The sequence below is a fragment of the Methylomonas sp. Uni0009 genome (genome assembly GCF_054188105.3).
Genome location: NZ_JBTAFN010000001.1, coordinates 3836705 through 3849533 on the forward strand (window position 1 = coordinate 3836705; position 12829 = coordinate 3849533).

12 protein-coding genes are annotated in these 12829 nt (G+C 48.2%); 10 read left to right on the top strand and 2 right to left on the bottom strand.

What is annotated here, in order from left to right:
• The 9 genes from aroC (at nucleotide 1) to ACWAU0_RS17645 (ending at nucleotide 7390) form a co-directional block, all read left to right on the top strand.
• Nucleotides 1-1089 carry a chorismate synthase gene (gene aroC, locus ACWAU0_RS17605; protein WP_458137433.1) on the top strand — a complete coding sequence of 363 codons (1089 nt, stop codon included), beginning with the start codon at nucleotides 1-3 and terminating at the stop codon, nucleotides 1087-1089.
• A complete protein-coding gene (locus ACWAU0_RS17610; RefSeq protein WP_458137434.1) occupies nucleotides 1090-2244 on the top strand; it encodes an MFS transporter in 1155 nt (384 codons plus the stop codon).
• Between the two features lie 34 nt (nucleotides 2245-2278).
• A complete protein-coding gene (locus ACWAU0_RS17615) occupies nucleotides 2279-2893 on the top strand; it encodes a MotA/TolQ/ExbB proton channel family protein (protein ID WP_036273364.1) in 615 nt (204 codons plus the stop codon).
• Complete coding sequence (locus tag ACWAU0_RS17620) at nucleotides 2893-3324, top strand: ExbD/TolR family protein (protein ID WP_033156291.1); 432 nt, start codon at nucleotides 2893-2895, stop codon at nucleotides 3322-3324. The genes ACWAU0_RS17615 and ACWAU0_RS17620 overlap by 1 nt, the downstream gene beginning before the upstream one ends.
• Nucleotides 3324-4322 carry a tetraacyldisaccharide 4'-kinase gene (lpxK, locus tag ACWAU0_RS17625; RefSeq protein ID WP_458137435.1) on the top strand — a complete coding sequence of 333 codons (999 nt, stop codon included), beginning with the start codon at nucleotides 3324-3326 and terminating at the stop codon, nucleotides 4320-4322. Before ACWAU0_RS17620 ends, lpxK begins: the two co-directional genes overlap by 1 nt.
• On the top strand, nucleotides 4315-4506 hold the full coding sequence (locus tag ACWAU0_RS17630; RefSeq protein ID WP_033156289.1) for a Trm112 family protein: 192 nt from the start codon (nucleotides 4315-4317) through the stop codon (nucleotides 4504-4506). The genes lpxK and ACWAU0_RS17630 overlap by 8 nt, the downstream gene beginning before the upstream one ends.
• The gene (gene kdsB, locus ACWAU0_RS17635; protein WP_458137436.1) at nucleotides 4503-5285 is read left to right on the top strand and encodes a 3-deoxy-manno-octulosonate cytidylyltransferase; all 783 of its coding nucleotides are present in this window, start codon (nucleotides 4503-4505) and stop codon (nucleotides 5283-5285) included. The genes ACWAU0_RS17630 and kdsB overlap by 4 nt, the downstream gene beginning before the upstream one ends.
• A gap of 8 nt (nucleotides 5286-5293) precedes the next feature.
• Nucleotides 5294-6094, top strand: coding sequence for a nuclease-related domain-containing protein (locus tag ACWAU0_RS17640; RefSeq protein ID WP_458137437.1), 801 nt, complete (start codon nucleotides 5294-5296; stop codon nucleotides 6092-6094).
• An 822-nt stretch (nucleotides 6095-6916) separates the two neighbouring features.
• Nucleotides 6917-7390 carry a GNAT family N-acetyltransferase gene (locus ACWAU0_RS17645; protein ID WP_458137438.1) on the top strand — a complete coding sequence of 158 codons (474 nt, stop codon included), beginning with the start codon at nucleotides 6917-6919 and terminating at the stop codon, nucleotides 7388-7390.
• Nucleotides 7391-7392: 2 nt separating this feature from the next.
• Here the strand turns inward: ACWAU0_RS17645 and ACWAU0_RS17650 are convergent, their stop codons facing one another.
• Nucleotides 7393-7851 (bottom strand): EVE domain-containing protein, encoded by a 459-nt coding sequence (locus ACWAU0_RS17650; RefSeq protein ID WP_458137439.1) that lies wholly within the window; start codon nucleotides 7849-7851, stop codon nucleotides 7393-7395.
• A gap of 414 nt (nucleotides 7852-8265) precedes the next feature.
• On the opposite strand from ACWAU0_RS17650, the gene ACWAU0_RS17655 reads away from it, so the two are divergent.
• Nucleotides 8266-12081, top strand: a complete 3816-nt coding sequence (locus ACWAU0_RS17655; RefSeq protein WP_458137440.1) for a DUF1631 family protein — start codon at nucleotides 8266-8268, stop codon at nucleotides 12079-12081.
• A gap of 28 nt (nucleotides 12082-12109) precedes the next feature.
• On the opposite strand, the gene dnaQ is transcribed toward ACWAU0_RS17655, so the two are convergent.
• Nucleotides 12110-12829 (bottom strand): DNA polymerase III subunit epsilon, encoded by a 720-nt coding sequence (gene dnaQ / locus ACWAU0_RS17660; RefSeq protein WP_319962824.1) that lies wholly within the window; start codon nucleotides 12827-12829, stop codon nucleotides 12110-12112.

Consider the following 12829-nt stretch of genomic DNA (forward strand, 5'->3'; position numbering starts at 1 on the left):
ATGTCCGGAAACAGCATAGGAAAATTATTTACCGTCACCACCTCCGGCGAAAGCCACGGCCCGGCCTTGTTGGCTATCGTCGATGGCTGCCCTCCCGGTTTGGAACTGTCGGAAGCGGATTTGCAGATCGATTTGGATAGGCGCAAACCTGGCACGTCTAGGCATACCACGCAGCGCCGCGAAGCCGATGAAGTAAAAATCCTGTCCGGCGTATTCGAAGGCAAAACCACAGGTTGCCCGATTGGGCTGATGATCGAAAACACCGATCAACGCTCCAAGGATTATTCGAAAATTGCCGAGAGCTTCCGACCCGGCCACGCCGATTACACCTACCAGCACAAATACGGGTTTAGAGATTATCGCGGCGGCGGCCGTTCCTCTGCCCGCGAGACCGCGATGCGCGTCGCCGCCGGCGCGATTGCCAAGAAATATCTGTTCCAAGAACACGGCATCCTGGTGCGCGGCTACTTGTCGCAACTGGGTCCGATCAAAATCGACGGATTCGACTGGAACGAAATTCCTAATAATCCGTTCTTCTGCCCCGATGCCGGCAAAGTTGAAGAAATGGAAAAATACATGGATGCACTGCGCAAGGAAGGCGAGTCGATAGGCGCGAAGATCGAAGTGATCGCCAGTCATGTGCCGCCCGGTTTGGGCGAGCCGATTTTTGACCGCCTGGATGCCGAATTGGCTTATGCTTTGATGAGTATCAACGCCGTTAAAGGTGTGGAGATTGGTGACGGTTTTGAGTGCATCGCTACCAAGGGTACCCAATTCCGCGACGAAATCACCCCGGATGGCTTTTTAAGTAACCATGCCGGCGGCATCTTGGGCGGCATCTCCAGCGGCCAGGACATCATCGCCCGGATTGCCTTAAAACCCACCTCCAGCCTGCGTTTGCCGGGTCGAAGTATTAATAGCAAAGGCGAGGTCATAGAAGTGGTTACCGAAGGCCGCCACGATCCCTGCGTCGGTATCCGCGCCACGCCTATCGCCGAAGCCATGGTCGCCATCGTCTTGATGGATCATTTGCTCCGGCATCGCGCGCAAAACCTGCATGTAAATTCAGGATTGCCGATTCTGCGCTGAATGAGCGTACCTTACTGGCGCTTATCCGGCTTTTATTTTTGCTATTTCGCCACGCTGGGCGCATTCCTGCCGTTTTGGAGTTTATACCTTAAGCAAGTCGGTTTCGCCGCCACCGAAATCGGCGAGCTGACCGCTTTTTTGGTAGCGACCAAGATCATTGCTCCGAATTACTGGGGCTGGTTGGCTGACAAAACCGGTCGTAGTTTACGTCTGATTCGCATCACCTCGCTGCTGTCAGTGCTGTGCTTTGCCGGTTTTTTGTACCGTAGTGATTACCTGTGGTTTGCCGCAGTGACGGTGGTTTTCAGCTTTTTCTGGAATGCCACCTTGCCGCAGTTCGAAGCCGCGACCTTGTTTCATCTGCAAGCCGAACCACAGCGCTACAGCCAAATTCGGCTGTGGGGGTCTATCGGCTTTATTGCGGCGGTACTGGGCATAGGCCGTTTTCTGGATCAGTTTAGCATTGCCTATTTGCCGTGGATTATCGGTAGCTTGATGCTGCTGAATTGGCTGATGGCGCTGATGACTCCCGAAGCCAAGCCGCGTCTGACACAAAGCGATACTGGTTGCATCCGGCAAATTCTAATGAAACCTGAGCTGTTGGCATTTTTGCTGGTTTATATGCTGCTGCAAGTCGCGCATGGCCCTTACTATGTGTTTTATTCGGTTTACTTAAAGCAGCATGGCTATTCGGCGACCGAAACCGGTTTGTTGTGGGCCAGCGGTGTAGCGGCCGAGGTGTTGTTGTTCATGGCGATGCGCCAATTGTTGAAATGGCTCTCGCCACGCACGCTGCTGCTTTTTGCGGTATCACTCAGCGTAGTGCGTTGGCTGTTAATCGCTGATGGGGTGGATTCGCTGGCATTGACGATCATCGCGCAAATGCTGCACGCGGCCACTTTTGGGGTGGCCCATGTCGTGGCTATGCAATTGCTGTTTCAGTATTTCGGCGAACGCCATCAAAGCAAAGGTCAAGCACTGTACAGCAGTATCAGTTTTGGCTTGGGCGGCATGATAGGCAGTCTTTACAGCGGTTATTTCTGGGATATGCTGGGCGGCCGTCTGGTGTATATCATCGCCGCCCTGGTGTGTTGCGTGGCTTTGCTGATTACCTATATCGGTGTGGCGCGGCAATCTCGCCTCGGATTGAGTTAAAATTGACAGGTTTCAGGAAAGAGGGATAGACAACGTGTTTGAAGTAATCAAAAACGGCGGCTGGATGATGGCGCCGATCATCTTGTGTTCCATCGTGGCGATGGCGATCATCGGCGAACGCTTTTGGTCTTTGCAGCGCAAACGCATCATTCCCGCCGATTTGGTGCCGTACATTTGGCAATTGCATCGGGATAAAAAGCTGGACGAACCGACCATTCGGCGCATCAAACTCAGTTCGCCACTAGGCCGGATTCTGGCCGCCGGCTTATTGAATCGCAAGCATGGCCGGGAAATCATGAAATCTAGTATCGAAGAGGTGGGCCGCCAGGTGACTCACGAACTGGAACGCTACTTAAACGCACTGGGCAGCATCGCATCCATTACGCCGTTATTGGGATTGTTGGGTACCGTGGACGGGATTATCCGGGTATTTTCCGACATCGCGATTGGCGGCATGGGCGATCCCGCGGTACTGAGCGGCGGTATTTCCGAAGCCTTGATTTGTACCGCCTCGGGCTTGACCGTGGCGATTCCCAGCCTGTTTTTCCACCGTTATTTCGAGCGTCTGGTTGATGATCATGTGGTGCGGATGGAAGAAGAATCTTTGCGCCTGATCGACATCATGCAAGGCGCGCGCGAGGACATTTAATGCAATTCCGCCGCAAACGCCGTACGCAGGTCGATATCGGCTTAATCCCAATGATAGACGTGTTGCTGGTTTTACTGTTTTTCTTTATGGTCGCCACCACTTTTCGTCATCACTCCGAATTGAAGATCAACCTGCCGGAAGCCCAAGGCAGCGACGCCACGGAGCAGGCTAAGACCATCAATTTATACGTCGATGCCAAAGGTACTTATGCCTTGGCCGGTGACGACAACCAGTTTCATGAGCTGGTGAATCAAAACCTGGACGGCTTGAAAGCGGCTTTGGCACAAACTGCCGGCGAGTCCAGATTGTTGCCGTTCATCATCAGCGCCGACGGCAAAGCCCCGCATCAAGCCGTGGTCAGCGCCTTGGATGTTGCCAATCAATTAGGCTTTCACCACATCACTTTTGCTATCAACCGCCCGGAAAAATAATGAACCCGAAATTAGTGAAATGGTTTGAAGATGCCTGGTACAAGGAAATGTACATCTCTGCTTGGTTTATGCCGCTGTCGATGTTGTATGTCGACGCAGTACGTTTACGCAGGTTTGCCTATCGGGTCGGCCTCAAGAAAAGAACCAGACTGCCGGTGCCGGTGATTATTGTCGGCAACATCACGGTGGGCGGCACCGGCAAAACGCCGTTGGTGATCTGGATGGTCGAATTTCTGAAACAACACGGCTACAAACCCGGCGTGATCAGCCGCGGTTATGCCGGCGCGACTACCAGTCCGCAAGCCGTAACCTGTGATAGCGACCCAGCGCAAGTGGGTGACGAAGCGGTGTTGTTAGCCAAGCGTTGCGCTTGTCCGATTATGGTTGGCGCGGATCGAGTCGCGGCCGGCCGGCAATTACTATCAAGTAACGCCTGCGACGTGCTGATTTCCGACGACGGTTTGCAGCATTACGCATTGGAGCGCGACATCGAAATCGTCGTGATAGACGGTCAGCGCCGTTTTGGTAACGGTTATTGCCTGCCGGTCGGACCGCTGCGCGAGCCGCAGGAACGGGTCAAGCAAGTGGACTTGGTGGTCGTCAACGGCCCGGATGAATTGCTGGAAGGCGAATTGCCGATGCACTGCAAAGGCCAACAACTGATCAACATGAAAACCGGCGAACGAAAACCGCTGGTCGAATTCAAAGGCCTGGCTTGCCACGCCGTAGCGGCGATAGGCAATCCCGCTCGCTTCTTTGCGCAATTGGCGGCCGCCGGACTGGATTGTCAAACCCACGCCTTGCCCGACCACCATCCGTTTACCGCCGAAGACTTGCAATTTAAAGAGCCGCGACCGGTGATTATGACCGAAAAAGACGCAGTGAAATGCGCCCGCTTCGCGACCGACCAGCACTGGTATTTACCTATCGATGCCGAACTGCCCGAGGCATTTTCCCAACAACTGTTAAAACTACTCAAAGATAAAGCTCATGGATAAAAAACTGCTCGAGATTCTGGCCTGCCCCCTATGCAAAAGCTCCTTGATTTACGACAAAGACAAACAGGAGTTGATCTGCAAGGCCGACAATTTAGCCTTCCCGATCCGCGACGATATTCCGGTGATGTTGGAAGATGAAGCCCGAGAATTGAGTTTCGAAGAAGCGGACGCCCTGCGTAAATGAGCGGCGGTTTCAAAGTCGTTATTCCGGCCCGCTACGGCTCCACCCGCTTGCCGGGTAAACCCTTGCTGGACATCGCCGGCAAGCCGATGATCGTGCATGTGTGCGAACGGGCACTGGAGGCCGACGCCGAGCAAGTGGTAGTGGCAACCGACGATCAACGTATCTTCGCTGCGGTCAGCGACTTGGGCTTGCAAGCGGTGATGACCGATCCGAACCACCAGTCCGGCACCGAACGCATCGCCGAGGTAGCGCGGATCATGGGCTGGGCCGACGAACAGATCGTCGTCAATCTGCAAGGCGATGAACCGTTGATTCCGCCGACATATATTCGCGATGCGGCGTTGGCGCTGGCTGGACAGGAACAGGCTGGGATTGCCACCTTGGCGGCTAAGATTTTGGACGTGGAGGAAATTTTCAATCCGAATGCGGTTAAGGTGGTGTTGGATAAAAATGGTTATGCCTTGTATTTTAGCCGGGCGGCGATTCCTTGGAACCGAGCCACGTTTCCCGATAAACACGATCCAGCTTCATCTAGTTTGCCGCATCTCAGACATATCGGCATGTACGCCTACACCGTTGGATTTTTACAGCGATATTGCAGTTGGTCGGCGTCACCGCTGGAGTGTGTCGAGTCGTTGGAGCAGCTGCGGATACTTTGGCATGGGGAGAGGGTGTTGGTTCGGGTAGTTGATAAGACGCCGGAGGCGGGGGTGGATACGGAGGAGGATTTGGTGAGGGTTTCTAGGCAGATCATGTACTTAGCTAGTCAACCAAAATAAGCTCACAAATGAACACCTCAGCGGTTTTGGTACAAATTTTTGGGCCATTGATAAGCAATTTTTGGTGGTTGATACTACTCGCTATTGTTGTAAGCGTTCTTAAATCTTCAGTTATCAAAGGGGCGTTTGGCGAAGGACAAGTCAATTTGGCAGCGAAATTCTTGCTGGACAAAGACATATACAAACTGATTAAAAACGTAACGTTGGCTACGGAAAGTGGCAGTACACAAATAGACCATGTAATAGTGTCCCGTTATGGTGTATTTGTTATCGAAACCAAGAATATGAAGGGCTGGATATTCGGGGACGCCAATCAGAAAATTTGGACGCAAAAGATTTACCGTCACACAACTAAATTTCAAAATCCGTTACATCAGAATTACAAGCATACTCAGGCATTACAACGATTTTTAGCGCTTGATCCAGAAAAGATATTTTCGCTCGTTGTATTTGTTGGAGATAGCTCTTTCAAAACGACAATGCCAGCCAATGTTGTCTACGCCGGAGAATTTATTCGCTTCATAGAAAGTAAAACTCAGTTACTTTTTAGTGATAGTCAGGTTCACGAGATTTTTGCCAGATTACAATTTGGACGATTGGAACCAACTAACAGAACACATAGGCGCCACGTAGAGCACGTTAAAAATATTGTTCAGGCCAAACAGACTCGGCATCATGAAAACTCATGTCCGAACTGTGGTAAATCTATGGTCATAAGAACAGCAAGAAACGGTGCCAATAAGGGCAAACAATTTTGGGGTTGTACTGGCTTCCCAAAATGTAGGGCGATCAAGCAAATCAATACCTAATTTTGGAAATGATCTCTAAGGTAAGGTGTCGCTGTCGCGAAGCTTGATTTAATCGGGTTCTCGCACCCGAAGGCGAGATACTTTCTTTTGCTCCGCCTCGGCAACTGCTCCATGCGTTGCCCTACCTCCTGCATCCATGCAGTCGAAAAGAAAGTATCCAAAGAAAAGGCGGCCCGGATGCCGCTTATATCCTGCGCTCCGAAGCTTTTATCGAGGGTCGGCAGAAGGGGCTTCCCAGCCCCTCCGCCGACGCACCGCATCCATGCGGTGCCCCTTCGGGCTGTTCTCGATAAAAGCTCCGGTGCTCGGCGCGGCATACGGGGGAATGCCGTCGCTGTGTAGCAGGGGATTAATGTATTCTCATGGTCTTAACATTCCCTCTCCTTGCGGGAGAGGGTTGGGGTGAGGGGGAAAATTCTTGCAGCATTTGTTTGGACTCCCTCATCCATCCCTTCTCCCTGGGGGAGAAGGGATGGTTTTAATTATTACGACAGCTTTCCCTTGGGAGTGGGTTTTGGTCCCGTATTTCGACCCCGAGCATCGCAGTTTTTTGCAGGATTAGCCCGATAGGGGAGCGGCAGGGATGCCGCTCGTTGGCGAAGGGGCAGGAAGCCCCTTTCGCCAACCCCTGCAAAAAACTGTGAAGCGCAGGATCAGGGCGAAATCCGGGTGTCTTTTCTTTTGGATACTTTTCTTTGGACAAGCAAAGAAAAGTATCTCGGCTGTCGGTCCGAGAACCGACTTCTAAAGAAGCCGTCGCGATAGCGACACCTCGAAATTGTATTCAGTCTGGTCGAAAACGTTTATACCGTAGATACAACAATGACCATCATCAACCTCTCCCAAGAACCCCACCAAATCCCAACCCTAGCCCAATGGCACCACGCCGAATGGGCCGATCTGAATCCCGGCCAAGCCTTGGAACACCGCATCGAAAAAATGCAGGCTTATTTAAGCAACAAACTAATACCGAGTACCTTCATATACAAACATGAAGACCAGCTAGCCGGCTCGGCAGCCATCATAGAAAGCGATATGGATACCCGCCCGGAACTGACGCCATGGTTAGCCAGTGTTTACGTGGCCCCCGAATTCCGCCGGCAGGGCATCGGCTCAGAGTTGGTAAAACATGTCATGTTGCAAGCTAAGACAGCCGGCGTTGCCAAGCTCTATCTGTTCACGCCGGATCAGGCTGGTTTCTATGCAAAACTTGGCTGGACAGCGATGGCCGAGGAATATTATCGCGACCACCGCGTGACGGTTATGAGCGTGTCCCTAAAGGATCCCAATGTTTAGTCTTATTCCAAACTAAGGATAAATGCCCATTGCTCAGCATTCACCGGCATGATGGACAACCGGTTCCCTCGGCGCAGCAAAGCCAGGTCGGCCAGTTCGGTTTTCAGTTTCAGTTCGCGCAGACTGATGTTACGCGATAGCTTTCTGACAAACTTTACATCGACCATGTACCAAGTAGGTTTGTCCGGATTACTTTTCGGGTCAAAATGCTTATCGTCCGGGTCGAACGCGGTAAAGTCGGGATAGGCTTCGCGCACCACTTGCATGATACCGACGATACCCGGTTCGTCGCAGTTGGAGTGGTAAAAAAATACCTGATCGCCGATTTTCATGTCATCACGCATCATGTTCCGCGCCTGGTAGTTGCGCACACCGTCCCAATGCTCGACTTGTTCGGGTCGGTTAAACAAGTCGTCGATGCCGAAGGTGTCGGGTTCTGATTTCATCAGCCAGTAATTCATAGATGTCCACTTTGGGGTTTGTTGTCAGGTTTTTTTATTTATCCCAAACTCAGACGCAATCGGCAAGCAAAATCGCGCAAAACATTCGCCGAAACTTGGGTAGTGTCGTGAGTGCTTGAAGCTGTTGAACTATAGACCCTGGCGAGACTCAAGTAACCGTTGAAACCACGCTTTTTGTGCGCTAAATATTCGCCTGAACTGGTCTAAACTTGACAACCAGCCGGGACCGCACTCAAGCCTATCGTGGTATAGTATCCACACCAGTATTGTCGTTAGATAGATAGTGCTTAAATAAATACATATCCGCTTCGTTAAATAATTTCAATTAGTCTATTTACGGAGTTTACAACGGCCTTTTTAAAGAATACGGTCGGTGTCTATTACTACGGTAGTTTTTACTATTTCATCTGATTTATGTCTGCTAGTATTAAAAAAAGCAAAAGACGTCGCTATATCAGGTATGCGATTGATCTAAACGCTTTATTGATAATCGACCAAACTGATACACTGGAATGCCGTATTCTGGATTTTTGTAGCGGTGGATTTTATCTGGTTTTTGATAAAACTCATCCGCAGATTGTTTTGCATAAAAATATAAAAATCCGCTTTTCTATTCAATTAGAGTTTGAGCTAAAAACTTTTGAAGTAGATGCACAAATAACGCATATCGGCTCGACGGGAGTAGGACTTGTCACTGAACAGATGCCCGCCACCACGTTTAATGCGTTAAGAAAAATAGCAAATGTTGGATCGCTTTCCTCAACGAATGACAATTTAGATACTTCACCAGACAATTTAAATCAAGAAAATTATAAAAACACATTTAAACAATTTCTAATAGAAAGCTTGCCTTTATTAATCGATAGGTTTTTTGATTCGCTGAGCGATTGCATGGAAGCTGCGAACACGCATGCTGAGTTTTTTTCCAATCCATCGGCTTTTGACGACTTAATTACCACGCTAAAGCTGAATAGAGAGATTATTAGTAGCGAATTTTGTTGTTCTGTTATATATCAGGTTGATTATATTTCCAGTGACAACGAAAAAAACTCAGATGCTTTATATCATGATTCGCTTTCATTAATCGAAAAAGACGACTTTGAAGACTGGTTGAATATGTCGGCTACTATCAGAAAGCTTAAAAACTATTTTGACGACGAGCTTAATCTGTTAGTTAGAGAATTATGCAGGGTGTTTGGTATATTTGATAATGCGGTTAATAATCCAATTGGTCCGGCGGTTTTATGTGATAGTTTTAGGGAAATATTCTTGCAGTTAGAGCTGGGGAGTAATATAAAAAAGGCAATTTATAATTGCTTCGAAAAAATATTAATTATCGAATTACCGGGTTTTTATAAGCAAGCAGCTGCGACTTTAGCTAAGTTTGAATCCGCGCGATTGCAAATGCCCGTTCATAGTAAGCAGAGCGGCTCCGTTTTTGATACAAAAAATAGCGATAAACAGCAGGTTTATTTCAATGACTATTTGGATGCCGAACCGCTGGTCGTTCACAAAGCTATTCAACCTTTAAGCCAGGTTACAGGCAAATTACTGAACCTGTTAACTGAAACAATGGCCGTATCTACCGATACCCAGCGCAAGGAAAATACCCTGCCTGTCAATAATGTCCAGCAAGTATTCGACCCAGCGGAAGTTTTATCTGCGATTGCGAAAATCCAAAAGGATATAACCGCCAAATCGGGCCTTCATTTAGATACTACAACACTGCAAAAAAGCCTTGCCGATAAATTACAAGCTGATAATCCGGAGGCAAAATCGTTGGCCGCAAACGATGTTCAGCGTCTTGAACTGTATGGTAGGTTTTTTGATGCCTTGTTTGGTGAGCTTGAGTTTTCTAAAGACATTAAAGATTATTTGGAAAGTATTCATTTACCTCTATTGTCATTGCCCATGCAAGGTAATGATTTTCTGGATTCCGAGTCTCACCCAGCCCGAAAAATACTGAATCAACTAGCTGTTCTGGAACCTGCGATTAAAAGCAATAGGGTAATCAAAAATACTAATATAAAAAATACTGTAGAAAAAGCAATAGCGCGGATTTCCGCTGAGTCCATTAGCAATCCTAATGTTTTCACTGAAGTCGAGCATGAATTGGATAGCGTCACTAAGCAGTGGACAAAATCCAATGAAACCAACGTCAAACGCATAATAGAGCCTTACGAAGGCCAACAAAAATTGGAGGCGGCAAGGCTAACTATTCAGCAGGAAGTTGATAAACGTATAGCCGGCCGTTCTGTACCATCGATTATTCCCACGCTACTTGGCGCTGGATGGCAAGACCTGTTAGTGATTGCCGAATTAAATAAGGAAGCTAAGCCTGAGGAAAAAGCCTCTTATCTCAAAGTAATTGACGATTTACTATTTTGGCTTTACGAACAGGATTCGTTTCTGAATATGCAATCGGTCAGCATTCATACCACACTCAAATTTATCGAAGAGAATCTAGGTACGGTTTGTCCAAACTTATTCAAACGCGATAATGTTATTGAAGAATTGTTTGCGTTACTGGTGGGTAGCGGTGTGCCAAAAGTTAGGAAGCCGATGGATACCGTCAGAATTCCCGCGCCTAGATCCATGCAGGACATTATAGAATCTGAATGGGCAGCGCAAGTTTCACAATTACAGGTGGGCGAATGGCTGATAATCTATAGAGGCTCCGAAGGTTTTGAACCGATGAAACTGGTTTGGATAGGCGATATTTTACCAATTTGCGTTTTTGTTAATCGCGATGGACTGACTAAGTTAGAGCTTAATAAGACCGAGTTGGCACTACTTTTGGAAAATGGCGGAGCGAATAGAATAGAAAGCCTGGATGTGCCTTTAATGGATCGCGCGACTAACCAAATGTTGCAAAACATGCATAGCAAGCTGATTTATAACGCTACGCATGACGCGGAAACCGATTTACTCACTAAAGACGAGTTTGTTAAACAGCTAAAAATCGAGCTCGTTAAACTCGACAGTACCGGCCATATCTTGGGTCATATAGAGGTTTTGGATTTTCGCGTCATTACTAATGTTTGCGGCGTCGCTGGCGGCAAACAATTCTTAAAAACGCTCACGCATTTAATCAGCGAGCAGTTGCGTGATGGCGACTTATTCGCGCGAATCGGCGATAAATCTTTCGCAGTGCTGCTAAAAGATTGCGGCGCGCAAACTGCTTATGAGTTATCCAAAAAACTGTTAAAAGTCATTAGTGAATCGCGGTTTCAATGGCAAGATAAAAGCTATACCATCGGTGTGAGTATCGGTTTGGTGCCGTTCGAACAGAACAATTTTGACGTTAACGAGTTGTTACAAAATGCCGATACCGCCAGCATGTCGGCAGAGCGTTCCGGTCCGAATAATGTTTTGCTTTTTACGCATGATGACGAGAATTTAAAACGTCAAAATAAAATATACGAATGGATAGGCAATATTGACAAGGTATTTTCCGAGAATAGGTTGTTTTTACGTTGCCAAATGATTACCGCGGTCGATGAAACCAGTGCCAGTCATCAACATTACGAAATTTTGCTGGGTATTAAAGACGAAAACGATAATATTATTCCACCCGATCATTTCATACCTGCTGTGGAACGCTGTAAGCGTATGCCGGAAATTGATCAATGGGTCATTACCAATGTGCTTATGTGGATTGAAAATAATAGACATTATTTCGATCATATTGATGGCTTTGCGATCAATTTGTCCGGACAATCTATTAACAGCGAAGAATTTTTAGGGTTTCTTAAAGGAATATTGGAATCAACCAGCGTGCCCACAAATAAACTGACGTTCGAAGTCACGGAAACGGTTGCAGCGGAAAGTTTTTATTTAACAAATAGTTTCATCAAAGCCATCAAGCAGTTTAATTGTAAGTTTTCATTGGATGATTTCGGGTCAGGCTATTCGTCGTATTCCTATCTGAAGAACTTGAATATCGATTATCTGAAAATAGACGGGGCCTTTGTCAAAGACATATTAAACGACAAAGCCGATGTTGCCATCGTTAAATCCATGAATGAAATCGCTCATTCCCTGGGCTTGACGACCATCGCTGAATACGTCGAAAGCAATGAGATTAGAGAGGTTTTAAAAACCATAGGCGTCGACTATGCCCAAGGCTACGGCGTGCATAAACCGATGCCGCTCAGCGAGTTGGTCATCGAACCGCCGCCGAGCGCACCGCTTTTTTCATTTGAAGACACTGAGTTTTGGGGTTTTTGAAAGCGGGGGCGTTTAAAAGACGGTCACACTACTGTTGCCACAAACAATTGCCGCTGACTTTGGCGATTTTTGCCAAGCGTTGTTGGTGCGCCAGTTCTTCCTCGCTACTACAAGCAATGATTTTTAATGGTGCTCTGTCGGCCGATAGTCTAACGATAGCCTGTTCGCCGCCATTGCCGGTGTGATCGCCTTCATCCAGCAAGGAAGCCTGGCCTCCGGTCATCAATAAATAGACGTCCGCCAGGATTTCCGCGTCGAGTAAAGCGCCATGCAATTCGCGGTGACTGTTGTCTATGCCGTAGCGTTTACATAAGGCATCCAAACTGTTTCGCGCGCCGGGGTGTTTTTTCCGGGCGTAAGCCAGGGTGTCGAACACGGTGCTATTGGTTTCGACGCGGCGTTCTTCCCCGGCTAATAGCGCCAATTCGTGATTCAAAAAGCCGACGTCAAACGGTGCGTTGTGAATGATCAGCTCCGCACCCTGAGTAAAGCGCATAAAGTCTTCGACGACATTGGCGAAGCGCGGCTTATCTTTTAAAAATTCGTTGGTGATGCCATGCACTTCGATGGCGCCGGCATCGATTTCCCGGTCCGGATTCAGATAGACGTGGAAATGATTACGGGTCAAACGGCGGTTAATCAGTTCCACGCAGCCGATTTCGATAATCTTATGGCCTTCCTTGGGGTTGATGCCGGTGGTTTCGGTATCCAGCACCACTTGCCGGATTTGGCGGGGTTTTTGACTCAT